Genomic DNA, 25,789 nt, shown 5'->3' on the forward strand with positions numbered 1-25,789 from the left:
CGTCTGTACATTCGTTCGAGGAGAAATGGAGCGGCGTCAACGCGCTCCTGAACAACAGGGAGGAGAGACGATGAGGAATTTTCGAAACATTGGCATTCTCGCCGGGCTGGCGCTTAGCGTCTCGGCCCCGGCGCTGAACGCGTATGCATCCGAGCCGACCGTGCCGCCGGTGCCCGCGCAATTTCCCGCCGAGGGAAAGATCAAATACGTCGCGCGCGACTCCATCCTGGAGTTCAAGGCACTTCCGGAATACCACGAACCCGATTGGGTCACCGACAAATACGTCAAGGCAGGCAAGCTGCCGCCGGTCAAGGACCGGCTGCCGAAGGAGCCGCTGGTCTTCAAGACCGGCAATATGCCGGACGGCGTCGGTGTCTACGGTGATACGATGCGTCATGTCATCGGCGGCCGGCCGGAGGGCTGGAACTACGGCGCCGGCCAGACGCAAGGCTGGGGCGGTATCGACATCGGCCTTTCCGAATGCCTGACGCGCACCGCGCCGCTGTTCCAGGTCGAGGCCAAGGACACGGAGCCGCTGCCGAACCTCGCCAAGAGCTGGGACTGGTCGAAGGACGGCCACACGCTGACGATGCATCTGGTCGAAGGCGCCAAATGGTCGGACGGCGTTCCGTTCAACGCCGACGATGTGATGTTCTACTGGGACGACGAGGTGATCGACCCCAATGTGTCGCCGCTGAACGGCGCGACGCAGGAGACCTTCGGCGTCGGCACGACGTTGAAGAAAATCGACGACTACACCGTCGAGTGGACGTTCAAGGACGCCTTTCCGAAACAATACCTTTACGCCATGGCTTACGGCACCTTTTGTCCGGGCCCGTCGCATATCCTCAAGCCGCAGCATCCGAAATATTCGAAGAACACCTACGAGCAGTTCAAGAACGCGTTCCCGCCGGAATATATGAACATGCCGGTGATGGGTGCCTGGGTGCCGGTGGCTTACCGCCCCGACGACATCATCGTCATGCGTCGCAATCCGTACTATTGGAAGGTCGACGAGAAGGGCAACCAGCTGCCGTATCTCAATGAACTGCACTACAAATTGTCGACCTGGGCCGACCGCGACGTTCAGGCGGTATCGGGGGCGGGCGACTTCTCCAATCTGGAGCAGCCAGAGAACTTCGTCGCCTCGCTGAAGCGCGCGGCGCAAAAAGACGCACCGGCACGGCTTGCGTTCGGCGCGCGGCTGATCGGCTATAATCTGCGCATGAATTTCTCAGCCAATGGCTGGGGCAACCCCGACGAGCGCGGACAGGCGATACGCGAGCTGAACCGCAACGAGGACTTCCGCAAAGGCGTCACCATGGCGCTCAACCGCAAGGCGCTCGGCGACTCGCTGGTCAAGGGTCCGTTCACTGCCATCTATCCGGGCGGCTTATCCTCGGGCACGAGCTTCTACGACCGGAAGTCGACGGTCTACTACCCCTTCGATCTCGAAGGCGCTAAGGCGGAACTCGCCAAGGCAGGCCTGAAGGACACGGATGGCGACGGCTTCGTCAATTTTCCTGCAGGTACCGCCGGCGGCAAGAATGTCGAGATCGTGATGCTCGTCAACAACGACTACACCACCGACAAGAGCCTTGCCGAAGGTGTCGTCGCCCAGATGGAAAAGCTAGGGCTGCGGATCGTGCTGAACGGACTCAACGGCACCCAGCGCGATGCCTCGCAATACTCCGGCCGCTTCGACTGGCTGGTACGGCGCAACGATCAGGAGCTGACTTCCGTCGTCCAGAATACCGATCAGCTGGCCCCGGTCGGTCCACGAACCAGCTGGGACCATCGTGCGCCGGAAAACGGCGAGGTCGATATGATGCCTTTCGAGAGGGACCTCGTCGACATCGTCAACAAGTTTGTCTCGTCCGCGGACAATGACGAGCGCGCCAGCCTGATGAGAAAGTTCCAGAAGATCTCGACCGAGCACGTCTACAATGTCGGCCTGACGGAATATCCCGGCGCGCTGATCATCAACAAACGCTTCTCCAACATCCCGCAGGGCACGCCGATCTTCATGTTCAACTGGGCCGAGGATTCGATCGTCCGCGAGCGGGTCTTTGTCGCTGCCGACAAGCAGGCCAAGTACGAGCTGTTCCCCGAAGAGCTTCCCGGCAAGCCCGGAGACAAGGGCCCGATGAACTAGGTTTACCTCCCCTGACTGAGAACTCCGGCCGCGGCAGTTGGCGCGGCCGGACAAAGCAAACCTCCGTACGCTCAAAGAGAGCGACCGGCCAGACAAGGAAGCGGACCGACCGATGTTGCGATTCCTGCTCACGCGCATAGCGTCGGCGATCCCGGTCCTCGCCATTCTGAGCCTGGTCACCTTCGCCATCATCCAGGCGCCGCCGGGCGACTATGCCGACTACATCCGCTCGCAGTTGATCAATCAGGGCGGGGCCTCATTCGCCGAGGCCGACGCGCAGGCCAAGGCCTATCGGATAGAACACGGTCTCGATAAGCCGCTGCCCGTCCAGTATTTCAACTGGATCGGCGGCATCATCACCCGCGGCGATTTCGGCTACAGCCTCTATTACAACAAGCCGGTGGCCGATGTGGTGGGCGAGCGGCTGCCGCGCACGCTGCTGCTGGCGCTGGTGTGCCATCTGCTGGCCTCGGTCCTCGGTATCACCTTCGGCATATGGGCGGCGACCAGGCAGTACAGCTGGATCGACAGTACGCTGTCAGCGATTTCCTTCCTCGGCATGACGGTGCCGCGCTTCCTGATGGCGCTGATCATCGTCTATCTGCTGGTCTTCCAGTTCAACGTTTCCGAGATCGGCAGCTTCTTTTCGCCGCAATTTGGCGGGGCGCCGTGGTCCTGGGCGAAGTTCGTCGATCTCGTCCGGCATGTCTGGCCGGTTGTCGCCATCGCCACCTTCGGCGGGCTCGCCTACAACATGCGGGTGATGCGCGGCAATCTGCTCGACACGCTGAACGCGCAATATGTCGAAACCGCTCGCGCCAAGGGCCTTAGCGGCGGTGCGGTCGTGATGCGCCATGCGGTGCCCAATGCGCTGCATCCGCTGGTCATGTATCAGGGCGTGGTGCTGCCCTATATGCTGACCGGCGAGATCGAGACCGCGATCATCTTTGCCCTGCCGACCGTCGGCCCGGCGATCGTTGGCTCGATGGCGGTCGGCGACGTCTATGTCACGGCGACATTCATGATGGTGCTGTCGGCGACGCTGATCGTCGGCAACATCATCGCCGACATGCTGCTCGTCATGCTCGATCCGCGTGTGCGCCAATATGCAGGGTCCTGAGATGCTTGCTTTCGAGCCCTCGCTGCCGCCACTTGCCGAGGAACCGGCCAAGATCAAGCCGCGCGGCAATGAGAGTTACATCGCACTCGTCTGGCGCCGCCTGAAACGGTCCTGGACCGGCATGGCCGGGCTCATCCTGGTCGCGTTTCTGGTGTTGCTGGCGGTGTTTGCCGACTTCTTCGCGCCGATGGATCCCAAGGTGACCGATGTCGGCTTCGCCCCGCCGCAGATGATGAGCTTCCATGACAAGGACGGCAACTTCGTCTTCCAGCCACGCGTCTATGCCCTGGCGGATTCGGAAGACCTCGACCCGGTCACCTTCCAACCCGTCGTCGGGCCGGACTACGACCATCCGCGGCTGCTCGGCTTCTTCGTCAAGGGAGCGGAGTACAGACTGCTCGGCCTGCTTCCCGCGAACCGGCACTTCTTCGGCTCGACCGACGGCCAGCCGGTGCACTTCCTTGGCACCGACAAATTCGGTCGCGATGTGCTGGCTCGTGCGATCTATGGTTCGCGCATCTCGTTGATGATCGCATTGACCGTGGTCTTCATCGTCACCGTGATCGGCACGACGGTCGGCATGGTGTCGGGCTATTTCGGCGGCACATTCGACGTCTGGGTCCAGCGCTTCGTCGAACTGGTGCTCGCGTTTCCGCAATTGCCGCTTTATCTGGCGCTGACCTCGCTGGTTCCGGTGACGGCGCCGACGAATGTCTTCCTGGCCTTCGTGATCGTTGTCATGTCGGCACTCGGCTGGGCGCAGATGTCGCGCGAAGTGCGCGGCAAGACCCTGGCACTGGCGCGGATTGATTACGTTCGTGCGGCGATGGCGGTCGGCGCCACAGATGGCCGCATCATCATGCAACACATTTTTCCAAACGTGATGAGCCACGTGATCGTTGCGGTCACGTTGGCAATCCCCAGCGTGGTTCTGCTCGAATCCTTCCTCGGTTTTCTCGGCTTCGCGGTGAAGCCGCCGCTGATCTCCTGGGGCCTGATGCTGCAAGACACCGCGACGTATTCGGTCATCGGCACCTATCCCTGGATCCTCTCACCGGTCGGCTTCGTGCTTGTCACCGTCTTCGCGTTCAACGCGCTTGGCGATGGACTGCGCGATGCGGTCGATCCTTATTGAGCATGAGATGATGCAACACGCGCTCGTCAAATCCTTCGCACCGCCTGTCCGGCTCGACCATGACGGCCGTTCGGAAAACCCGGTCATTGATGCCCGCAACATCGCCGTCGATTTCAAGGTCGAACACGGCATGGTGGAAGCCGTCAAGGACATCTCCTTCCAGCTCTATCGCGGCGAGACGATCGCCATTGTCGGCGAGTCGGGATCGGGCAAGTCGGTGACGGCGCGCACCGTCATGGGACTGTTGTCGAAGCGCGCAGTCGTGTCGCCGAAATCGACTGTCGAATACAACGGGGCCAACATCCTGAAATTTTCCGAGCGTGCGCGGCGCAAACTGCGCGGCGACCGCATCTCGATGATCTTTCAGGAGCCGATGAGTTCGCTTAACCCGATCTACACGATCGGAAGCCAGATCGTCGAGGCGATACGGGTGCATCGCAAGATGAGCCGCAGGCAGGCCGAAGCAAGAGCGCTCGAGCTGCTGCAGCAGGTACAGATTCCTGAGCCCCAGGCGCGGCTGAAACAATACCCGCACCAGCTTTCCGGCGGCCAACGCCAGCGTGTGATGATCGCCATGGCGCTGGCCAACGATCCCGATGTGCTGATCGCCGATGAGCCGACGACGGCGCTCGACGTCACGGTTCAGGCGCAGATCCTCAATCTCATCCGAAACCTGCAGAAGAAACTGCGCATGGCGGTGATCCTGATCACGCATGACCTGACCGTGGTGCGGCAGTTCTCCGACTATGTCTACGTCATGCAGCATGGGGAGATGCGCGAGCACAATGTGACGGAGAAGCTGTTCGCCAATCCGCAGCATCCCTACACCTGTCACCTGCTTGCCTCCGAGCCGCGCGGCCAGGCAAATCCGTTGCCGGAAGGCGCCGACGTTATTCTTGAAGCTAGGAATGTGCGCGTCTCCTTCATGCTGCGGCATGGCACGTTCATGAGGCCGGACCTGCGCGAACTCGTTGCCGTCGACAGCCTCAGCCTGACCCTTCGACGGCACGAGACGCTGGGTCTCGTTGGGGAATCCGGATCGGGCAAGACCACCTTCGGCGAGGCGTTGCTCAGGCTCAACACCACCGACAGCGGCGAGATCTATTTCGATGGCCAGCCGATCCATGGCTGCTCGCGGGCGCAGATGCGGCCGTTGCGGTCGCGCATGCAGGTCGTCTTCCAGGATCCGTTCTCGTCGCTCAACCCGCGCATGACGATCGGCCAGATCATCGAGGAAGGGCTGGTCGTCAACCGCATGGGCGCCACCAGGAACGATCGGATCGAGCGGGTGCGCGAGGCGCTGATCAGCGCCGGCATGCCCGGCGATATCCTCTCGCGCTTCCCGCACGAGTTTTCCGGCGGCCAGCGCCAGCGTATTGCGATTGCCCGCGCCGTCGCGCTCGAACCGGAATTCATCGTACTCGACGAGCCAACATCGGCGCTGGATCTCTCGGTCCAGGCGCAGATCATCGAATTGCTGCGCAAGCTGCAGCGCGAACGGGGCCTGAGCTACATCTTTATCTCGCACGACCTCAAGGTCGTGCGGGCGCTGTGCCACCGCGTCATCGTCATGCAGCACGGCAAGATCGTCGAAGAGGGGCCGGTCGACGAAGTCCTGTCCCATCCCAAGACCGCTTACACCGAACGGCTGGTCAAAGCCGCTTTCGAGGTAGCCTAATTGCTTATGCCGGAGGTTGTTGTGGCAAGAAATCCCAAGGTCGCTTTCATCGGAGCTGGCTCGACGGTGTTCATGAGGAACATCGTCGGCGACATATTGCAGCGTCCGGCTTTATCCGGCTCGACGATCGCGCTGATGGACATCAATCCGCAACGGCTCGAGGAAAGCGCAATCGTCGTCGGCAAGCTGATCTCGACGCTTGGCGTAAAGGCCAAAGCCGAAACCTATTCGGACCAGCGCAAGGCGCTGGCGGGCGCCGATTTCGTCGTCGTCGCCTTCCAGATCGGCGGCTACGAGCCCTGCACGGTAACCGATTTCGAAGTTCCGAAGAAATACGGGCTGCGCCAGACCATCGCCGATACGCTCGGTGTTGGCGGCATCATGCGAGGCTTGAGAACCGTGCCGCATCTCTGGAAGATCTGCGAGGACATGCTCGCGGTCTGCCCGCAGGCGATCATGCTGCAATATGTCAACCCGATGGCGATCAACACCTGGGCGATCGCGGAGAAATACCCCGACATCAAGCAGGTCGGCCTCTGCCATTCGGTGCAAGGTACGGCGATGGAACTGGCGCATGATCTCGATATTCCCTACGAGGAGATTCGCTACCGCTCGGCCGGCATCAATCACATGGCCTTCTACCTGAAGTTCGAGCATCGCCAGCCGGACGGCTCCTACCGCAATCTCTATCCGGATCTGCTGCGCGCCTACAGCGAAGGGCGGGCGCCGAAGCCGGGATGGAATCCGCGCTGCCCGAACAAGGTGCGCTACGAGATGCTGAAGCGCCTCGGTTACTTCGTCACCGAGAGCTCCGAACATTTCGCGGAATACACGCCCTATTTCATCAAGGACGGGCGCGAGGATCTGATCGAGAAATTCGGTATCCCGCTCGACGAATACCCGAAGCGCTGCATCGAGCAGATCGAACGCTGGAAGGGGCAAGCGGAAGCCTATCGCTCGGCTGACAAGATCGAAGTGGAGCAGTCGAAGGAATATGCGTCCTCGATCATGAACTCGGTCTGGACCGGCGAGCCGTCGGTGATCTACGGCAACGTCCGCAACAATGGCTGCATCACGTCATTGCCGTATAATTGCGCGGCCGAGGTGCCATGCCTCGTCGATGCCTCCGGCATTCAACCCACGTTCATTGGCGACCTGCCGGTGCAGCTCACCGCGCTGATCCGCACCAATATCAACGTCCAGGAGCTGACGGTCCAGGCGCTGATGACCGAGAACCGCGAGCACATCTATCACGCGGCGATGATGGACCCGCACACGGCGGCCGAGCTCGACCTCGACCAGATATGGTCGCTGGTCGATGATTTGCTGGTTGCGCATGGCGACTGGTTGCCGGCATGGGCGCGTGGAGCGCGCAGCGTTCGGGCAGCCTGAGGCGCAGGGCTGTCTATTTCACTCGCCTATGCCGACCATAGGGCCGGCTTTGAAAGCGGAGCGGCGTTGCCGGCAGATGTTTCGAAATCAAAGAGCTTCTGCGTCACGAGTGCAGCCGCCCCTCTTGCCCAGGAATTGTCCTCCCAGTCCAGCAGCATTGGTGGTGCCGCGCGAAAGGTATTTTTCCCAAGCGTCAGCCGCATTGGGCCAAACAGCGCATCGCCAAACGACACGGCTTCACCACCGACGACAATGACCTCCGGGTCGGTGATGTTGACAAGATTGGCGAGATGCCGGCCGATGCCATGTCCCGCTTCCTCGAGAATGGCGACGGCTCGCGGTTCGCGGTCTGCCAAGGCTGCCATAAGGCTGACTTTGCTATCCGTTTCGTTGTGCCCCGTGGCTTCGCGCCAGGTGCGCAGGATCGCCGGCTCGGCGTAATAGGCCATCAAGCAGCCGCGCTTTCCGCACTCGCAAAGGCGGCCGTTCTCCTCATATGAGGTGTGGCCGAACTTGCCGGCGGCACCGTTCGCGCCGCGATAGAGTTTGCCATCGAAGACGAGCGCGCAGCCGATTCCGACGCCGATCGCCAGCACAGCCATATTGCGGTGCTGGCGTCCCAGGCCGAAGAGTTGCTGGGCAATGGCATAGGCATTGGTGTCGTCCTCAAGCCACACGGGGACGTCTACCAGTTCGGCCAGCATCGGGCCAAGGGGAACGTTGTCCCAGTTGTAGCGATTGCTGCGGATACACACAGCCTTCTGGTTGTCTATGACGCCAGGCATTGAAATGCCGATCCCGGCAAGCTTGGCAGCGGGCCGATCGACAATGGAAATCAGCTCCGGTACCGCCTTGGCCAAGGTCGCTATGATGTGGTCGGGATCGCTGTCCGAGAGCTTGACGCGCAGAGAGCCCAGCGGATTGGTCGCAAGATCGGTGACCACGCATTCGACCGATCCGACCATCAGCTTGAAACCTATGGCAAGGCCGTTGGCATAGTTGATATCCACCGGGATAGGGCGGCGCCCAGCCGAGCCCACGACTGTCTTGCCTTCGATCAGCAGGCCATCCTCGATGAGGTCGGCCACGACGAAGGTGACCGCTGCCGGACTAAGGCCGGTAACTGACGCTATGTCGGCCCGGCTGCGCGCTCCTTCCTGCCGCAAGAGATTGAGGATCAGTCTGCGGTTCATCGCCCGAGTCGTGCTCGGGTCACCCTTGAGCTTCACGGATCCGCTTTCTTAATTTTGTAAATTAATTATTGCCTCTCGAGAAAACATATGCATAAGTTTGCCCGACTGTTCAACACCCGAACCGGGGGTCAGCGAAATTAATCCGGTTAGCAATGTCACCGCGCTCTGAAGGAGCGGGCAAGCATATTCCCTTGCCCGGGAGGTGAGCCGTGCCGTTGAGAAGAACAACCGCGCCGGCCGGTGTGCCAGTAGAGAATTGACAACACGGGAGGAGTAACAATGACGTTCAAGTGGATTGAAAAGCCGTCGACGCGGCGCAATTTCCTGAAGGGAGCTGGGGGCATTTCCGCTGGAGCCCTCGCGGGCTTCCCGATGCCGGCACTCAGCCAGTCGAGCGAAGTCACCATCATTTCAGACGAAAACAATGCCGATGCCCTGCGGATCTTGCGGCGCATCGCGGCCGACTTCGAGAAGCAGTCCGGCACCAAGGTTGTGATCAACAATATGGATCACGAGGCCCACAAGACCGCGATCCGCAACTACCTTGTCGCCGGCGCGCCGGATGTCTGCTTCTGGTTCTCCGGAAACCGCATGCGCGCCTTCGTCACCCGCGGCCTGTTCGACGACATTTCGGATCTGTTCGAGAAGGAAAAGTACAAGGACGTGCTGGGTGCCACGACCGGTGCCGTCACTGTCGACGGCAAGCAGTATGGCCTGCCGACTGGCGGCACGATGTGGGGCATGTTCTATCGCAAGGACGTCTTTGCCGAGCACGGACTGACGGTGCCGGCGACCTGGGACGAATTCCTTGCTTACGGCCAGAAGTCCAAGGCTGCCGGCCTTATTCCCGTCAGCATCGGCACCAAGGAACTCTGGCCGGCGGCCGGATGGTTCGACCAGATGAACCTGCGGATCAACGGTCTCGACAAGCACTTTGCCTTGATGAACGGCAAGATGGCTTACACCGACCCGGCGCTGACGCCCGTTTTCGACCACTGGGAAGAGCTGATCAAGCAGGGTTTCTTCACACCGGATCAGACGTCGTTCGGCTGGCAGGAGGCCGGCGCCTTCCTCGCCCAGAAGAAGGCCGGCATGATGAACCTCGGTGCCTTCGTGAAAGCTACTTTCCCTGAGCAGGATCTCGAGCAGCTGACATTCGCCCCTTTCCCGAAGATTGACGGCGCCCTCGACCGCTACGAAGAATTCTCGGTCAATTCGGTCCACATCCCGGCCAACGCCAAGAACAAGGCGGGTGCCCGCGAGTTCCTTGCGTTCTTCTACCAGCCGGAAAATTTCGGCCCCTATCTGGAACCCGGCGGCAACGTTCCGCCGCGCAACGACCTTCCGGCCAGCAAGGACCCGCTGGTCAACGCGGCTGTGGAAAGCCTGAAGACGGTGGCCGGCACGTCGCAATATTACGACCGTGACACCGATCCCGACATGGCCCAGGCGGGTTTGGTCGGCTTCCAGGAATTCATGGCCAAGCCGGAGCGCCGGGATGCCATTCTTCAGCGTCTCGAGGGAACTCGTCGCCGGATCTTCAAGATCTAGCGCCTCCCAGCGGAGGGGAGCGGGGTTCGTGCTCTGCTCCCCGATGCTTTCCGTGAATGAGGTCCCCCAAAATGACGAAGCTTTGGCGCCGCCATCGCTGGTGGCTGACACCGACACTTCTGATCCTGCCAGCCGCTGTGCTGTTTTCCGTCGTCATTCTGGCCTCTGCGGTCGAGAGCCTATGGATCAGCCTGCACGAATGGGACGGCTTCAGCCCGATGGTCTGGATCAGCCTCGGCAACTACCGCGAACTGTTCGCCGACCCGCAGTTCTATGTTTCGCTGAAGAACAATCTGATCTGGTTGGTGATGTTCATGCTGGCGCCGCCGCTCGGCCTCGCCATCGCGCTGCTCGTCAACCAGAAAATCCGCGGCATGCGCCTGCTCAAATCGCTGTTCTTCATTCCGCTGGTGCTGGCTTCGGTTGCCGTCGGCGTTGTCTTCACCTGGGTCTATACGCCGGAATTCGGACTTCTCGCCCTGATCTTCCGCACCTTCGGCGCGACCGCCCCGGCAGTGCTGTCGGATGAAAACTTCGTCACCTTCGCCGTCGTGATCGCAGCGTTGTGGCCGCAGATCGCCTTCTGCATGGTGCTCTATCTCGCCGGCCTCAACAATCTCAGCGAGGACCTGATCGGCGCCGGGCGGGTCGACGGCGCCAGGGGCTGGAACATGCTGCGCCACATCGTGTTGCCGCAGCTGACGCAGGTCACCTTTATCGCCATCGCCGTCACTGTTGTCGGCGCACTGCGTTCCTTCGACATGGTCTCGGTGATGACCAGCGGCGGCCCCTTCGGTTCGTCCGAGGTGCTTGCCTATCAGATGTTCGAGCAGTCCATATTTTCCTACCGCTTCGGCTATGGCGCGGCCATTGCCTCGGTGCTGTTCGTGATCATGGCGGTCTTCATCGCCTGGTACCTGACGCGGATGATCCGCGCCGATGACAGAGGCGGCTGATGTTTCCCCGCCCGATTCCCGAGACTGCTATTTGGCAGCGTGGCCTTTATGTCGTGCTGGTGGTCGGCATCCTGATTGTCTGGCTGGCGCCGCTCTTTGCCATCATCCTTACCTCGTTCCGCTCTACACAGGATGTCATGGACGGCAATCTGTGGGGCTGGCCGACCCAATTCGGCCTGGTCGACAACTACACGGCGGTCTTCACCCAGACGCCCATGGCCCGCTACTTCCTCAACAGCCTGACGATCACAATCCCCTCGGTGATGGGCGTTCTCATCTTGAGCACGCTCGCCGGGTTCGTGCTCGCCCGTTACCGGTTTCGCGGCAATATGCTCGTCTTCGCCCTGTTCGTCGGCGGAAACTTCCTGCCGCACCAGATCATGATGATCCCGGTGCGCGATCTCATGGTGCGGCTCAACCTCTACGACACGATGGCGGCCCTGATCATCTTCCATATCGCCTTCCAGACCGGGTTTGCGACACTGTTCATGCGGAACTTCATCGCCGCCTTGCCGGGAGAACTGTTTCAGGCCGCCAGGGCCGAGGGCGCGACGCCGTTTCAGACATTGGTACATGTCGTGGTCCCATTGGTGCGGCCGGCTCTCGCGGCGCTGGCCATCCTGCTCTTCACCTTTATCTGGAACGATTATTTCTGGGCGGTCGTGCTGACCATCAGCGATACCGTCAAACCGGTAACCGCCGGCCTCGCCAACCTGCGCGGCGAATGGGTCTCGGCCTGGAACCTGATCTCGGCTGGCACCATCGTCGTGGCTTTGCCGCCGGTTGCCATGTTCTTCCTAATGCAGAAGCACTTCATCACCGGCCTCACCATGGGAGCGGTCAAGGGATGAGCGACCATGACTTCAAGGCGTCGCCCACCCGATCCGAAACTGATTTCGCAAGCAGGGCTCCATGACCAGTCTTGAACTCCGGCAGATACAAAAGAATTATGGCAGCTACCACGCGCTGCGCGGCATCGATCTCAGCGTCGAACAGGGCGAGTTCATTGTCACCGTCGGGCCGTCCGGCTGTGGCAAGTCAACGCTGTTGAAGATCATCGCCGGGCTTGAAACCGTCTCGACCGGTAAGATTCTGATCAACGGCCGTGATGTCACCACCACCGAGCCGGGTGAGCGCGGCATTGCCATGGTCTTCCAGTCCTATGCGCTTTACCCGCATATGACCGTCGCCGAGAACATGGGTTTCGGCCTGCGCATGGCGCATCGCCCCAAGGCCGAGATCGATGCCGCCGTGCTGCGAGCCGCCAAGATCCTTCGCATTACCGACCAGCTCGACAAGCGGCCGAAACAGCTTTCCGGCGGCCAGCGTCAGCGAGTGGCGATCGGCCGTGCGATAACCCGCTCGCCCGACGTGTTCCTGTTCGACGAACCATTGTCCAACCTCGACGCAGCGCTGCGCACGCAGATGCGTGTCGAGCTTTCCGATCTGCACGCCAGGCTCGGCGCCACCATGGTCTATGTCACGCACGACCAGACCGAGGCGATGACAATGGCGAGCCGTATCGTCGTGCTCAATCGCGGCTCGGTCGAGCAGGTGGGCGCTCCGCTCGAACTCTACCGCAATCCGGCCAATCTCTTCGTCGCGGGCTTCCTCGGCGCACCCCGGATGAATTTTTTCGAAGTGACCGTCGCCGCTGTCTCCGGCGGTGCCGCCACGCTGTCGACCGCCGGTCTTTCTCCTTTGACTGTCGAACTGACGGAAGCGGCATCCGTACAGGTCGGCGATAGGGTGACGATGGGGATTCGGCCGGAGAGCATCAGCTTGGCCGCGGAAGGGACAGCGAGTTTTGCAGGACGGGTGCGGCTGGTCGAGCATCTCGGCCGCGAGACCATCCTCTATGCCGACGCGGGCCCGCTGCAATGCGTCAGTTCCGAAAGCGGCAGCGGCAACGTCACCGTCCAGATCGGCCATGCGAGTGCCGTCGCTGCCGACGCGACCGTCGGCTTCAAGGTCGAGCCGCGTGACGTCTATCTCTTTTCCTCTGTCGATGAGCGGACAATCAGTGCCCGCAAATCCACCATCACCGACTGATCTGCAGGAGTATCCTTCGTGAACAAGACTTCAAGAGGCCGCGCCCTGTCGGTCTGGCGCACGATCCAGACCGACCGCTTTCTGGTCGGCGCGCCGCACTATCCCGAACATGTGGACGAGAGTTACTGGGACAACGACGCCCGGCGCATGGCCGAGGCCGGCTTCAACGTCGCCCGCCTCGGCGAATTCGCCTGGCACATTTTCGAACCGCGTGAAGGCACCTTTGATTTCGACCTGTTCGACCGGGCAATCGAGCGCCTCGCGCGTCACGGCGTCAACACGATCCTGTGCACGCCGACCGCCACCCCGCCGCGCTGGCTGACGGCAAAACATCCGGAAATCCTGCGGCTTGATGGAAATGGCCGGTCGATGGGCCACGGCTCGCGCCAGTATGCCGACACCAGCAGCCCGGTGTTTCGCGACTACAGCCGCAAGATTACCAGGGCGATGGCGGACCACTACCGCGACAACGCAAATGTCATCGGCTGGCAGACCGACAATGAACTCAACACCAGCATGCCGGAATCCTATTCGCCGTCGGCATTGAAGGAATTCCAGGCTTACCTCCAGGAAACCTACAAGACGATAGACAGGCTGAACTTCGCCTGGGGTGGCGATTTCTGGGCGACGGCTTACGGCGATTTCAGCGAAATTGTCTTCCCGCTGGATTTTTCCCCGTCCTTTCCCGGTCCCGGTCACCTCCAGGACTACCACCGTTTTCTCGCCTTTTCGACAGCACGGTTCCAGCACGACCAGGTCGAGATCCTGAAAAAAGCGAATGCCAGTTGGTTCATTTTCCACAATCTCGGCGGATTGCGTGACATCGACTTTCGCGGCCAATTCTCCACCGATCTCGACTTCGTCGGCTACGACATCTATCCGTTCCTCTATGACGAGTTCTTTCGCCTAGGCAACCACGCCAAAATCCAGGCGCTGCATCTCGACATCTGCAGGGGATTTTCCGGCAACTACATAGTGCCGGAACAACAGTCGGGCTTTGGCGCCCAGCCGGGCTTCTGCACGCTGACGCCGGAGCCGGGCGAAATGCGACGTATGGCGATGTCGTCGGTTGCGCGTGGCGCCGATGGTATCATGTTCTTCCGCTGGCGCCCCGCGCATTTCGGTGCGGAGATATACTGGATGGGCATCATCGACCACGATGATGTCGCTCGCCGCCGCTATGACGAAGCCAGGCAGTTCGCCACCGAGATGACGGCGCTTAAAGACAAGATCCTGGGCACCCATGTGCGGATGGATGTCGGCATCGCCGGCTCGGACTTCGACAATCAGGAAGCCCACAAGACCTTCCCCATCGGCCTGCCAAGTCCGCAGGATGATGCAACCTTGCTGCATCAGTATTGCTATGACCGCGGCATCGCCTGCGGCTTCATCCACCCGGAAGACGATCTGTCGAAGCTCAAGGTGTTCTACGTGCCGCATTGGGTGATCTGGAAGGACAGCTGGACCGAGCGGCTGCAAGTCTTTGCCGAAAATGGCGGTACCGTCATCATCGGCGCGCGCACGGGAACCCGCGACGAAAACAACCACGTCATCCGCGAGACAGCGCCGGGCCATTCGCTGTCGAAGCTGACCGGCGTTCGCGTCGAGGATTTCGGGCGGCTGGCGGCACCTGGGGCCAATGGCCTGTTCAATACCATGTCGCGCTCCGGCGGGCTCGTCATTCCTCCCGACAGACCGGCCGAATCCAGCCGCCGTATCCGTCGTTTCACCGTCGGAAACCACGAGTTCGATGCCGGTTATTTCTATGAGAACCTCGCAGTCGAACCGGAAGTCGAAATTGTAGGGGTTTGGTCGAACCGCTACGCGGCAGGAACGCCTGCTATTACCTCCCGCGCCGTCGGCAAGGGCCGTGTGCTCTATGTCGGCACTTATCTAACGCCGGAGCTGACAGCTCAACTCGCTACGCGCACTTTCGTGGATGCGAATGTGGAGCCTCTGGTTCCGGATCTGCCGGACGGCGTCGAGGTCACAATGCGCGAGAATGACGAACGCCGGCTGTTGTTCGTGCAAAACGTCAAAGACACGCCCGTTACGGTAACCGGCGTTCCCTTCGGCAGCAACCTGCTCGATAGCGAAGGACCTGTCTCCGGAGTGTTGACGCTGGACGGCTATGGCTGCGCTGTCCTCGAATTGATCTGAGCATTGTCGCGGACGTTAACGATACGAAACCTGAGCACTCTTTGATCCTGGAATTCGACCGGCATCGGCAGCACGCCGGCATCGATCCATATCGAACCCGGCGCTTTGACGTGCGCAAGGAACGGCCGGCGAACTGCTGTTGCTCCCATTCAACGAGGGCAGTTACACTACCGGCGCGACCATCGGAGCCGATGGCGGCATCTCGTTTCATCCTTGTGAGCGCCATGAATTTCGACATTTCCGTCCGAACCGAGGCCTTCCGCAGCCGGATCGCCGATTTCGTCGAGCGCGAAATCCTGCCGCTCGAGGCTGACAAGGCTTGCTATGACGGCCATGGCAATATTGCGCTGCCGCTGCTTGAAACGCTGCGCGGCAAGGCGAAAGCAGCCGGCCTGTGGTGCCTGCAGCTCAAACCCGAGACCGGCGGGGCCGGCCTTTCCAAGGTGGATATGGCCGTCTGCTATGAAGAGATGAACCGCTCGATCTTCGGTCCGGTCGTGTTCAATTCCGCGGCCCCCGACGATGGCAATATGATGATGCTGGAACGGTTGGGAACGCCTGAGCAGAAGCAAAGATGGCTGAAACCGATCGTCGAGGGCAAGGTGCGCTCGGCCTTTGCAATGACGGAACCGCACCCGGGCGGCGGCTCCGACCCGTCGATGATCATGACCAGAGCCGAACGGCGTGGCGACAGATATGTCGTCACAGGCCGCAAATGGTTCATCACCGGCGCGCAAGAGGCGAGCCACTTCATTCTCATTGCGCGCACTTCGGACGATCCGCGTCACGGCCTTTCGGCCTTGCTGTTCCACAAGGACCAGCCGGGCTGGCGGATCGTGCGGCGCATCGAAATCATGGGACCGGAAGAACATGGCGGCCATTGCGAGCTGGAGTTCGACGGCCTGGAAGTCCCGGTCGAGGACGTGCTTGCCGGCGAAGGCAGCGGCCTCCGGGTTACCCAGGTCCGGCTCGGTCCGGCGCGGCTCACCCATTGCATGCGCTGGCTCGGTCTTGCCAAGCGCTGCATCGAGATCGCGCGCGCCTATGCCGCCGAGCGTAGCGGTTTCGGGCAGCTTTTGGCCGACCGTGAGAGTATCCAGCTGATGCTCGGCGACCTTGCCATGCGCATCGAGATCGGGCGGCTGCTGGTGATGAAGGCGGCCTGGGAGCTCGATCGCGGTGGCTTTGCCCGCAAGGAGGTCTCCATGGCCAAGATCCAGGTCGCCAACGTGCTGCATGACGCCGCCGACGTGGCGATCCAGATCAACGGCGCCCGCGGCTATTCGAAAGACACTGTACTCGAATGGATTTACCGCTACGCCCGCCAGGCTCGCCTGGTCGACGGCGCCGACGAGGTCCACAAGATGGTGCTCAACCGCTTTCTCAACGAGGAAGGTGCGGGCTTCTGGCGCTGGCATGTCGAAGCCGGCAGACAAGACGAAACAGGTCGCGGCGGGAACCGCTGAGCCGGCAATGAGGATGGATTTCGATCCGGTACGCCTGGAGGATTTTCTGAGAGCGCATTTTGGCGATGGCCAAATGTCGCTTGAGCGGATCGTCGGCGGCCAATCCAACCCGACCTATTTCGTCGACTATGGCGGCCGCCGCATGGTTCTGCGCAAGAAACCTCCGGGACCGATCCTGCGCGGCGCTCATGCGGTCGATCGCGAGTACCGGGTGATCGAGGCGCTAGCATCGACAAAGGTGCCGGTGCCGCGGCCGGTGCTCTATCACGACGGCGACGAGCCGCTCGGCACGCCGTTCTATCTGATGCAGCGGCTCGACGGCCGGGTGTTCCACGATGGCGCGTTGCCGGGACTGGCGCCGGACGAGCGGCGCGGCATCTATTTCGGCATGGCCGAGGCGCTGGCAAAGCTGCACGCAGTCCGGCCGGAAGAGGTTGGGCTCGGCGACTATGGCCGTCCCGGGAACTATTTTGAGCGACAGATCGCGCGCTGGACCAGACAGTTGCGGGAATCGCCGAGTGAGCGCATTGCCGCGCTCGAAGCCGTCGCCGAATGGCTGCCGCGACATCTTCCGCCAGATGACGGCCACGTTTCGATCGCGCATGGCGATTTCCGTCTCGGCAATCTCATCTTCCATCCCGAGCGGCCCGAGGTGATCGGCATACTCGACTGGGAGTTATCGACCCTCGGCCATCCGCTTGCTGATCTCGGCTTCTGCTCGATGCCCTGGCATTCCTCATCGGACGAATATGGCGGCATCCTCGGCCTTGATCAGGCAGCCCTCGGGATTCCGACACAGCGCGAATTCCTCGATCATTACTTCGTCCACGCCGTGCCGACGGCGCCGCTCCAGCGGTTCCATCTGGTGTTTGCCATGTTCCGCTTTGCCGTGATCTTCGTCGGCATCGCCGACCGCGTGCTGGCCGGCAGCGCGGTTGCGGCCGATGCGGCCGACGTGGCACCGCTGGCCGGCCGTTTTGCTGCACGCGCCATGGAAGTCATCGACGGCGCGCGGCCGTGGTGACGCGAGGCTGGCAAACAGCTGAGCGAACCGCACGCGATAACGCTGTTCAGTTCATGCGAACTTCCGGTTCGGCAAGCAGTGGAATCTCCAGGCCACGCCGCAAGCCGGTCGCCACGACCGATACCCTGAATTTTCCGGCGAGTGCCTTGTCGAAGATGGCGCCGACGATGATGTCGGCATCGTTGTCGACCTCCTCGCGGATGCGGGTAGCGGCTTCGTCGACCTCGAACAGCGTCATGTCCATGCCGCCCGATATCGAGACAAGGACGCCCTTGGCGCCCATCATCGAAGCTTCGTCGAGCAGCGGGTTGGCGATTGCCGCTTCCGCTGCCTTCTTGGCGCGGCCTTCTCCGGCGGCTTCGCCGGTTCCCATCATGGCGCGGCCCATGTCGCGCATCACCGACTTCACATCGGCGAAGTCGAGATTGATCAGGCCTTCCTTGACGATCAGATCGGTGATGCAGCCGACACCCGCATAGAGGACCCGGTCGGCCATGGCAAAGGCGTCGGCGAACGTGGTTCTGGCGTCGGCGATCCTGAACAGATTCTGGTTGGGAATGACGATGACGGTATCGGCGCTTTCGCGCAGGCGCTCGATGCCCTCATCGGCAGCGTACATGCGGCGCCTGCCTTCGAAGACGAATGGCTTGGTGACGACGGCAACGGTCAGTATTCCGGCTGCCCGCGCTGCCTGTGCTATAACAGGCGCGGCACCAGTGCCGGTTCCGCCTCCCATGCCGGCGGTCACGAAGCACATGTGCGTTCCAGCAAGGTGATCCATGATCTCGTCGATGGATTCCACGGCCGCGGCACGGCCGACCTCGGGCAGGGACCCGGCGCCGAGACCTTCGGTGATATGAGCGCCCAACTGGATCAGCCTCGTTGCCTTCGACATGGCAAGGGCCTGGGCATCGGTGTTGGCGACGATGAATTCCGCGCCCTGCAGGCCTTCGGCGATCATGTTGTTGACGGCGTTGCCGCCGCCGCCGCCGACCCCGACGACGGTGATCTTGGGCCTCATCTCCGAGATTACCGGCCTCGTCGCGGTGTTCATTGCCGTTCTCCCTGGATACGCCGAGTGGTCGCTGGAAGCTTGTCCCGGGCGCACTGCGAAAACTCTGAACCGGGCAGTGCGAATCAGGACAGCCCCAGAATGCAGGGAATCAGAGCGCGGAGCGGGCTGCAAGTGCGCGATGTGCCTCATAGGCGACTTGCGTCTGAAAGTTCACGCAATGCGCCTTGATACAGTGCAGATCGCGGCGCGGGGCACCGCACGCTACAACTTCGGCGCGAGGCACTGCGCGACGTGGTCGGCAATCGTCAGGCAGGAGGTCAGGCCGGGGCTTTCGATGCCGAACAGGTTGACCAGGCTATCCACGCCGTGCACCGCCACGTCCTGGACGACGAAGTCGGCATTGGCCTCACCGGGACCGGACAGTTTTGGCCGGATGCCGCTGTAAGCGGGTTGCAGGCTGCCATCGGCCAGGTCCGGCCAGTATTTGCGGATCTCGCTGTAGAAGCGCTCGCCACGAGCCGGGTCGACGCGGTAGTCGAGTTGATCGGTCCATTCGACGTCCGGCCCGAAGCGGGCGACGCCATCAAGGTCGAGTGTCAGATGAACACCGAGCCCGCCGGGTTCGGGCACCGGATAGACCAATCGCGAGAACGGCGCCCGTCCGGCCACCGAAAAATAATTGCCCTTGGCATAATGGAGCTTTGGCACGAATTGCTGATTGAGCCCTTCAAGCGAACCGGCAAGTGCTGCGGCGCCAAGCCCGGCGGCATTGACGAAACGCGGAGTGGCGATCTCGAAGCGCTCGCCGCCGGCAGCGTCCACCGTCTCGAGCACGACGCGGCCTGCTTCGATGCGGCCGGAGGCGATGCGCGTGTTGAGACTAAGTGCCGCCCCGTGCTCCTCGGCGTCGCCCAACAGGGCGAGCATCAGGGCATGGCTGTCGATGATGCCGGTGGCGGGCGACAGCAGCGCCGCCGTGCACTTAAGGCTGGGCTCCAGCGTATGCGCCTCGGCTTCGCTCAAGCGCAACAGGTCGCCGGCGCCGCAAGCGCGTGCATTGGCCCGGATTGAGGCGAGCACCGGCTCCTGTTCGGCACTTGTGGCAACGATGAGCTTGCCGCAGCGCGCGTGTGGGACCGCCCGCTCCTCGCAATAGCGATAGAGTCTTTCCCGGCCGGCCACGCAGAACCGGGCTTTCAGCGATCCAACCGGATAGTGGAGGCCGGCATGGATGACCTCGGAATTGCGCGAGCTTGTCCCGGTGCCGATAGCGTTCTCGGCTTCCAGGACCAGCGTATCGATGCCGCGCTGCGCCATCTCTCGCGTGATCGCCAGGCCAACAACGCCGGCGCCGGCGACAATGCAGTCGACATGGTCCACGGTCAGGTCAAGCCGAAGTTCTGCATGCGTCCATCCATCCGCTGGCCCTGCCGAAAGCGCTTGACACTATACCGTTCGAGAAAGATGCATCAAACGGCATAACGCACGGGGACCTGCCGAGCCGGACCGGCGGCAGGATTGTTCCGCGTCAGCATCAGGAGCCGTCATGGACGCACGACCGAATTCACCCGAAGCCCGCGACATAAGCTTTCACATGCATGGCTATACGAATGCGCGCAAGCATCAGGAGTCGGGGCCGCTCGTCATCGAGAAGGGCGACGGCATCTATGTCGAGGACCTTGCCGGCAACCGCTATATCGAGGCGATGGCGGGGCTCTGGAGCGTCGCGGTCGGCTTTTCGGAGAAGCGGCTGGTCGATGCGGCAGTACGGCAAATGTCGAAGCTGCCTTACTATCACGATTTCGGCTCCAAATCGCATTCGCCGCTGATCGATCTCGCCGAGAGACTGGTGCAGATGGCGCCGGTGCCGATGAGCAAGGCGTATTTCACCAATTCCGGCTCCGAGGCCAACGATACGGCCATGAAGATGATCTGGTACCGGTCGAATGCGCTCGGCCAGCCGGCGCGCAAGAAGATCATCAGCCGCAAGAAGGGCTATCACGGCGTCACCATCGCCTCGGCAAGCCTGACCGGACTGCCCAACAACCACACTTCCTTTGACCTGCCGATTGCCAATGTGCTGTATACCTCGACGCCGCACCATTGGCGCGAGGCGCTGCCGGGTGAAAGCGAGGAGCTGTTTTCGACGCGGCTTGCCGACGAACTGGAAAAGCTGATCCTCGCCGAAGGACCGGAAACCATCGCCGCCTTTTTCGGCGAACCGATCATGGGCGCCGGCGGCGTCATCGTACCGCCGGCGGGCTACTGGGAGAAGATACAGGCGGTCCTGTCGAGATACGACATCCTGCTCATCGCCGACGAGGTGATCTGCGGCTTTGGCCGAACTGGTGAGATGTTCGGCTCGCAGACCTTCGGCATCAGGCCCGACATCATGGTGTTATCGAAACAGATCTCTTCGTCCTACCTGCCGATCTCAGCCCTGCTGATCAATGACAAGGTATTCGAGCCGATCGCCGACGAAAGCAACCGTATCGGCACCTTCGGCCACGGTTTCACCGGCGGCGGCCATCCTGTTGCGGCAGCGGTCGCGCTCGAGAACCTGAAGCTGATCGAGGAGCGCGACCTTGTCGGCAATGCGCGTGCGGTCGGCGCGCATATGCTGAAGCGGCTGCGCACGCTCGCTTCGCACCCGCTTGTCGGCGAGGTGCGCGGCATCGGCCTGATTTCGGCGGTCGAACTGGTCGGCGACAAGGCGAACAAGGCGCCGTGGGGGAAGACCAGTGAACTGGGCGGGCTCGTCAACGGCTTCATGCAGCAGAACGGCGTCATCTCGCGCAATATGGGCGATGCGCTGGCTTTCTGCCCGCCGCTGATCATCACCGAGCCGCAGGTCGACCAGGTGATCGACGCGTTTGAACGGTCGCTCGAGGCTGCCGCCAAGCAGGTCCGATCGCAGAGCTGAATAGGCAAAGTCGATTTTGAAACCTGAAAACAAAAACGCCTCGGCGACGGCTGGCAGAAGGTTACCCCCCACACCCGTTGCTGCCGTTTAGTCTCCGTGCTTTGTTTTCGCAGATGAGCCGCTGAATCCTTCCAGTTCCTCGCCGATTCCTGAAAGTGCGTTGACGATCGTCGCCTCGACGTCGCCACGCTGTTTCTGGGAAATCAAGCCAAGTCCTTTTTGTATCGCTTCACGCCAATGTTTCCCCCTGGCCCACGCTTCCGAAAACGCGACGGCGAGATCGTCCTGGCGACGGGTAGCTTCCAGTGCCTCGACCAGAAGTGCTGCCTGGCGGACATCCTTTTCCCGCTTGCCCACGCCGTTTGCGTTGTTCTGTCGGCGCGAGGCAACGATCAGCTTGTGAACCGCATATCGTCCGGGCGACGGTACCACGACAGGCACTCCCGATCGATGCAGCAGCACAGTTCTGATTGGTTCGTGGATCAGGAAATCGAGAAACCGAAGAGGCTGCGCGGATGCACCGCCCAAAGACGGCATCGAGGTTGCATGATCGGCGTAGTCATCGCTGCCCGTGTTCGGTGTAAGGAACTCGACCTTGTATCGGACTGCGTTCTCGAATTGCGTCGCGTGTCCGGGATCTGATCTGTAAGGGATTTCCCTGAAGGTTGGGTCGATCTCCCTCAAGATTTCGAGGATGGGCGGCAGGCTGTCCTCGACCGCGGCCGACACGGAATGGAATAGGGCGAAGTCTGCATCGCCCGTCTGCAACGCTGCACCGGGCAGCTTCACGCCCAGATAGCCCGCGTAGGACTGAAAGGCGACTGTGCCGACCAGGACGCCGCGTAAGCGGAAGATGCCAGCCTTCCCCAGCGCCTCGACGACATCCCCGGTGAACCTTTCGGGTTCTGTCAGCCCTGCCTCGCGCACGAGCGTGGATACCAGCTTCCTGCGGGCGCGGAGGTCGTCCTTGATCTGACGGAAGGATTCAACGCGTTTTGCAATCTCGGGATCGCTGTCAGGCCCGACATACCGTCGCGTCTTCGTCGGCTGCGTTTCCTCGAAATACCAGTATACCTTGCCCTTGACGGGCACCTTGACGAGATTGCCCGTCGTAGGGAAATCCGTTTCGAAGACTGCGTCCAAGGATCGCTGGACGAGTTCCGCATACATCGTGCGGTAAACGAGGTCGACCGTCTTCATGTCAGGCGGCTCCGGTTATAAGAAAAATGCGGTTCTCTTATAGCGGCATGACCTCAAGGGACGCAAGCGGGAGTTATAAGAAAATCGCGAAAACCTATAACACCGCAGGAGAGGGTCAGGAATCCTTGTTGCCGGCGTGCAGCCAAATCAGAATGGGTTTTGCTCATTCAGATAAACAAAGCCATCACGAAAACGCTGCTTGGATGTGGCGCTCGACCTCACCGCGTCCGCGAACGGCCCGAGCCTGTCATAGGCGTTTGTGGTCGACGCGCTATTTGGCGGCCGCATCCGGTACGACCACCAGCTTGCCGACGAAATCCTTGCCGATGAAATCCGCCTGTGCACGGTGGAAATCGGAGAGCCGGTAGACGCCGCCGACCAGCGGCCGGATTTTCTTGTCCTCGATGTAACGCACGATGCGGCGGAAATCCGCCCGCGTGCCTTGGCTCGAGCCATGCAGTTGGAGCTGTTTCAGGTACATGGTGCGCAGGTCGAGCTGGACGACCGGGCCGGCGATCGCGCCGGCCGTGGTGTAGCGGCCTTCGGGCCTCAAGATGCGCAAGAGGTCATTGAAGATGGCGCCGCCGACCAGATCGGCGACCACGTCGATTGGCCGCCCGCCGGTCGCCGCGCTGACGGCGGCCGGCAGATCGGCAACGCCACGGGTGATCACCGCCTCGGCGCCGATCTCACGCACGGCCTGTTCCTTGCCCTTGCCGGCAACCGCATAGGGAATGGCGCCGCGCGCCCGCGCCAGCTGCACGATGCCGGAGCCGACGCCGCCAGAGGCGCCGGTGACAAGCACACGCTCGCCGGCTTTCAATGCGGCGCGTTCCAACATCTGCTCGCCGGTGAGATAGGCGCAGCAGAAAGTGGCAAGCTCGACATCGCTGAGATCGGTATCGACGACATGGGCATTCTCTGCCGGCACCGCCTGATATTCGGCATAGCCGCCGTCGCGGCCGTGGCCCATATAGTCGATGTCGGCGAGTGAATCGTCGTCGCGATTGTAGATGGAGAAATCGACCATCACCCGCTCGCCGATGCGGGTCGGCGAGACGCCGTCGCCGACGGCAATGATGTTGCCGACCGTGTCGGTGCCCTGGATGCGCGGGAAGCTCAGCGTATTGCCCCGACGACGCCAGGTCGACACAGCGGCGGCATCCTCCTCCGTTCCATAGGCGCCCTGGCGCACCCAGACGTCGGTGTTGTTCATGCCGCAAGCGGTGACCTTGACCAGCACCTCGCCCCGGGCGGGCGAGGGCACTTTCACGTCGGTGCGGTAGACGAGCTTTTCCGGTCCGCCGTGCCCGATCAGTTGCACGGCGGCCATGGTGGCGGGGAGGGTCTTGGTCATGGCATTCATGTCGGCTCTTCAGATATTTGCAAACACGCTCTTCACCGCGTCGGCCGTCCTCGACACGACGATATCGGCCTCTTGCCGCGTCAGGCAGAGCGGCGGCGCGAAACCGAGAATGTCGCCCTGCGGCATGGCCCGGCCGATGACGCCGCTTGCCGCAAGGGTGGTCGCGACCTGCGGCCCGATTTTATGCGAGGCGTCGAAGAATACGCGATCGTTCTTGTCGGCGACGAACTCGATCGCCGCCAGCATGCCGTCGCCGCGCACCTCGCCGACGTTTTTGTGGCCGCCGACGGCTTTCGTCAGCTCGGCGCGGAAATAGGCGCCGGTCTCGCCGGCGTTCCGCACCAGGTCCATCTCGTCGATCAGTTCCAGGTTGGCGACGCCGGCGGCGACGCAGATCGGATGCGCCGAATAGGTCCAGCCATGACCGAGCGAGCCGAGCTTGTCTGAACCCTGCACCAGCACCTGCCAGACCTTGTCTGACACGATGACGCCTGACAGCGGCGCATAGGCCGAGGTCAGGCCCTTGGCGATCGTGATCAGGTCGGGCTTGATGCCGTAGTGGTCGGAGCCGAACATGGTGCCCAGCCGGCCGAAGCCGGTGACGACCTCGTCGGCAACCAGAAGCACGTCGTATTTCTTCAGCACCGCCTGGATCTTCTCCCAGTAGCCGGCCGGCGGCGGCACGATGCCGCCGGTGCCGAGGATAGGCTCACCGATGAACGCGGCGACCGTCTCCGGCCCTTCGGCGAGAATCATCTCCTCGAGCTTGTCGGCACAGTGTTGCGAAAACTGCTCCTCGCTCAGCGAGCGGTCGGCACGGCGGAAGTAGTAGGGCGCCTCGGTGTGCAGGACCGGCGCACGCGGCAGGTCGAAGGCGTTGTGGAACAGGTCGAGGCCGGTCAGCGATCCGGTCATGATGCCGGAGCCGTGATAACCGCGCCAGCGCGAGATGATTTTCTTCTTCTCCGGCCGGCCGAGCACGTTGTTGTAGTACCAGATCAGCTTGATGTTGGTTTCGTTGGCGTCGGAACCGGAGAGCCCGAAATAGACCCTCGACATGCCCTGCGGCGCGCGGTCGATGATCATCTTGGAAAGCGTGATCGACGCCTCGGTGCCGTGCCCGACATAGGCGTGATAATAGGCGAGGTTCTTGGCCTGTGCGGCGATGGCGTCGGCGATCTTCTGACGGCCATAGCCGACATTGACGCAGTAGAGGCCGGCGAAAGCATCGATGCTCTTGCGACCGTTATTGTCCCAGATGGTGACGCCTTCGCCGCCGGCGATGATGCGGGTCGGCGATTCACCCCGTGCATGCGTGCCCATATGGGTCGAGGGATGGAAGAAGTGATCGCGGTCCCAGGCGGCGAGTTCGTTTGACTGGTCGAGCATCTTTTTACTCCTGA

At 61.8% G+C, this 25,789-nt stretch carries 19 protein-coding genes; 13 read left to right on the forward strand and 6 right to left on the reverse strand.

Annotated elements, in window-relative coordinates; genetic code table 11:
- Nucleotides 1-70: 70 nt before the first annotated feature.
- The 5 genes from NKI08_RS18180 to NKI08_RS18200 all read left to right on the forward strand — a co-directional run bounded on the left by NKI08_RS18180 (nt 71) and on the right by NKI08_RS18200 (nt 7,480).
- A complete protein-coding gene (locus NKI08_RS18180) occupies nt 71-2,155 on the forward strand; it encodes an ABC transporter substrate-binding protein (RefSeq protein WP_352771250.1) in 2,085 nt (694 codons plus the stop codon).
- A 112-nt stretch (nt 2,156-2,267) separates the two neighbouring features.
- Nucleotides 2,268-3,275 carry an ABC transporter permease gene (locus NKI08_RS18185; RefSeq protein WP_352452370.1) on the forward strand — a complete coding sequence of 336 codons (1,008 nt, stop codon included), beginning with the start codon at nt 2,268-2,270 and terminating at the stop codon, nt 3,273-3,275.
- 1 nt (nt 3,276) lies between these two features.
- On the forward strand, nt 3,277-4,410 hold the full coding sequence (locus tag NKI08_RS18190; RefSeq protein WP_352467677.1) for an ABC transporter permease: 1,134 nt from the start codon (nt 3,277-3,279) through the stop codon (nt 4,408-4,410).
- A 10-nt stretch (nt 4,411-4,420) separates the two neighbouring features.
- Nucleotides 4,421-6,088 (forward strand): ABC transporter ATP-binding protein, encoded by a 1,668-nt coding sequence (locus NKI08_RS18195; protein ID WP_352683287.1) that lies wholly within the window; start codon nt 4,421-4,423, stop codon nt 6,086-6,088.
- 21 nt (nt 6,089-6,109) lie between these two features.
- Nucleotides 6,110-7,480, forward strand: coding sequence for an alpha-glucosidase/alpha-galactosidase (locus NKI08_RS18200; RefSeq protein ID WP_031211901.1), 1,371 nt, complete (start codon nt 6,110-6,112; stop codon nt 7,478-7,480).
- 26 nt (nt 7,481-7,506) lie between these two features.
- On the opposite strand, the gene NKI08_RS18205 is transcribed toward NKI08_RS18200, so the two are convergent.
- Entirely contained in the window at nt 7,507-8,709 is a 1,203-nt protein-coding gene (locus NKI08_RS18205) for an ROK family transcriptional regulator (protein ID WP_352473205.1), read from the reverse strand.
- Nucleotides 8,710-8,952: 243 nt separating this feature from the next.
- Between NKI08_RS18205 and NKI08_RS18210 the strand changes: the two genes are divergently transcribed.
- The 7 genes from NKI08_RS18210 (at nt 8,953) to NKI08_RS18240 (ending at nt 17,882) form a co-directional block, all read left to right on the forward strand.
- Nucleotides 8,953-10,224: an ABC transporter substrate-binding protein gene (locus NKI08_RS18210; protein WP_352473206.1), complete on the forward strand. Its 1,272-nt coding sequence runs from the start codon at nt 8,953-8,955 to the stop codon at nt 10,222-10,224.
- A gap of 71 nt (nt 10,225-10,295) precedes the next feature.
- Nucleotides 10,296-11,180, forward strand: coding sequence for a carbohydrate ABC transporter permease (locus NKI08_RS18215; protein ID WP_352771253.1), 885 nt, complete (start codon nt 10,296-10,298; stop codon nt 11,178-11,180).
- Nucleotides 11,180-12,031 carry a carbohydrate ABC transporter permease gene (locus tag NKI08_RS18220; RefSeq protein ID WP_352771255.1) on the forward strand — a complete coding sequence of 284 codons (852 nt, stop codon included), beginning with the start codon at nt 11,180-11,182 and terminating at the stop codon, nt 12,029-12,031. Before NKI08_RS18215 ends, NKI08_RS18220 begins: the two co-directional genes overlap by 1 nt.
- A gap of 61 nt (nt 12,032-12,092) precedes the next feature.
- Entirely contained in the window at nt 12,093-13,232 is a 1,140-nt protein-coding gene (locus NKI08_RS18225) for an ABC transporter ATP-binding protein (RefSeq protein WP_352473208.1), read from the forward strand.
- Nucleotides 13,233-13,250: 18 nt separating this feature from the next.
- Entirely contained in the window at nt 13,251-15,392 is a 2,142-nt protein-coding gene (locus NKI08_RS18230; RefSeq protein ID WP_352771257.1) for a beta-galactosidase, read from the forward strand.
- 224 nt (nt 15,393-15,616) lie between these two features.
- Nucleotides 15,617-16,858, forward strand: a complete 1,242-nt coding sequence (locus NKI08_RS18235) for an acyl-CoA dehydrogenase family protein (protein ID WP_352501438.1) — start codon at nt 15,617-15,619, stop codon at nt 16,856-16,858.
- Between the two features lie 7 nt (nt 16,859-16,865).
- On the forward strand, nt 16,866-17,882 hold the full coding sequence (locus NKI08_RS18240) for a phosphotransferase family protein (RefSeq protein WP_352771323.1): 1,017 nt from the start codon (nt 16,866-16,868) through the stop codon (nt 17,880-17,882).
- Between the two features lie 46 nt (nt 17,883-17,928).
- Here NKI08_RS18240 and ftsZ read toward each other — a convergent pair whose 3' ends face one another.
- Nucleotides 17,929-18,936, reverse strand: a complete 1,008-nt coding sequence (gene ftsZ, locus NKI08_RS18245) for a cell division protein FtsZ (RefSeq protein ID WP_023677189.1) — start codon at nt 18,934-18,936, stop codon at nt 17,929-17,931.
- 222 nt (nt 18,937-19,158) lie between these two features.
- On the reverse strand, nt 19,159-20,277 hold the full coding sequence (locus NKI08_RS18250; RefSeq protein WP_352769464.1) for an NAD(P)/FAD-dependent oxidoreductase: 1,119 nt from the start codon (nt 20,275-20,277) through the stop codon (nt 19,159-19,161).
- A 166-nt stretch (nt 20,278-20,443) separates the two neighbouring features.
- Here NKI08_RS18250 and NKI08_RS18255 point away from each other — a divergent pair, with 166 nt between their 5' ends.
- The gene (locus NKI08_RS18255) at nt 20,444-21,820 is read left to right on the forward strand and encodes an aspartate aminotransferase family protein (RefSeq protein WP_352473216.1); all 1,377 of its coding nucleotides are present in this window, start codon (nt 20,444-20,446) and stop codon (nt 21,818-21,820) included.
- Nucleotides 21,821-21,907: 87 nt separating this feature from the next.
- Here NKI08_RS18255 and NKI08_RS18260 read toward each other — a convergent pair whose 3' ends face one another.
- From NKI08_RS18260 to NKI08_RS18270, 3 genes are all read right to left on the reverse strand, one after another.
- Nucleotides 21,908-23,020, reverse strand: coding sequence for a nucleotidyltransferase family protein (locus tag NKI08_RS18260; protein ID WP_352771260.1), 1,113 nt, complete (start codon nt 23,018-23,020; stop codon nt 21,908-21,910).
- A 271-nt stretch (nt 23,021-23,291) separates the two neighbouring features.
- Nucleotides 23,292-24,386: an alcohol dehydrogenase family protein gene (locus NKI08_RS18265; RefSeq protein ID WP_352771262.1), complete on the reverse strand. Its 1,095-nt coding sequence runs from the start codon at nt 24,384-24,386 to the stop codon at nt 23,292-23,294.
- A gap of 9 nt (nt 24,387-24,395) precedes the next feature.
- A complete protein-coding gene (locus NKI08_RS18270) occupies nt 24,396-25,775 on the reverse strand; it encodes an aspartate aminotransferase family protein (protein WP_352769471.1) in 1,380 nt (459 codons plus the stop codon).
- Nucleotides 25,776-25,789: the final 14 nt, after the last annotated feature.

It is taken from the genome of Mesorhizobium sp. M0768 (assembly GCF_040320195.1).
In the GTDB taxonomy this organism is placed as follows: Bacteria; Pseudomonadota; Alphaproteobacteria; order Rhizobiales; family Rhizobiaceae; genus Mesorhizobium.

Bases quoted from the DNA above. Each gene is read 5' to 3' on its own strand.
- NKI08_RS18190 (WP_352467677.1), top strand. From the start codon at position 3,277: ATGCTTGCTTTCGAGCCCTCGCTGCCGCCACTTGCCGAGGAACCGGCC.
- NKI08_RS18195 (WP_352683287.1), top strand. From the start codon at position 4,421: ATGCAACACGCGCTCGTCAAATCCTTCGCACCGCCTGTCCGGCTCGAC.
- NKI08_RS18235 (WP_352501438.1), top strand. From the start codon at position 15,617: ATGAATTTCGACATTTCCGTCCGAACCGAGGCCTTCCGCAGCCGGATC.
- NKI08_RS18225 (WP_352473208.1), top strand. From the start codon at position 12,093: ATGACCAGTCTTGAACTCCGGCAGATACAAAAGAATTATGGCAGCTAC.
- NKI08_RS18215 (WP_352771253.1), top strand. From the start codon at position 10,296: ATGACGAAGCTTTGGCGCCGCCATCGCTGGTGGCTGACACCGACACTT.
- NKI08_RS18210 (WP_352473206.1), top strand. From the start codon at position 8,953: ATGACGTTCAAGTGGATTGAAAAGCCGTCGACGCGGCGCAATTTCCTG.
- NKI08_RS18180 (WP_352771250.1), top strand. From the start codon at position 71: ATGAGGAATTTTCGAAACATTGGCATTCTCGCCGGGCTGGCGCTTAGC.
- NKI08_RS18260 (WP_352771260.1), bottom strand. From the start codon at position 23,020: ATGAAGACGGTCGACCTCGTTTACCGCACGATGTATGCGGAACTCGTC.
- NKI08_RS18265 (WP_352771262.1), bottom strand. From the start codon at position 24,386: ATGAATGCCATGACCAAGACCCTCCCCGCCACCATGGCCGCCGTGCAA.
- NKI08_RS18255 (WP_352473216.1), top strand. From the start codon at position 20,444: ATGGACGCACGACCGAATTCACCCGAAGCCCGCGACATAAGCTTTCAC.
- NKI08_RS18270 (WP_352769471.1), bottom strand. From the start codon at position 25,775: ATGCTCGACCAGTCAAACGAACTCGCCGCCTGGGACCGCGATCACTTC.
- NKI08_RS18220 (WP_352771255.1), top strand. From the start codon at position 11,180: ATGTTTCCCCGCCCGATTCCCGAGACTGCTATTTGGCAGCGTGGCCTT.
- NKI08_RS18240 (WP_352771323.1), top strand. From the start codon at position 16,866: ATGAGGATGGATTTCGATCCGGTACGCCTGGAGGATTTTCTGAGAGCG.
- ftsZ (WP_023677189.1), bottom strand. From the start codon at position 18,936: ATGAACACCGCGACGAGGCCGGTAATCTCGGAGATGAGGCCCAAGATC.
- NKI08_RS18185 (WP_352452370.1), top strand. From the start codon at position 2,268: ATGTTGCGATTCCTGCTCACGCGCATAGCGTCGGCGATCCCGGTCCTC.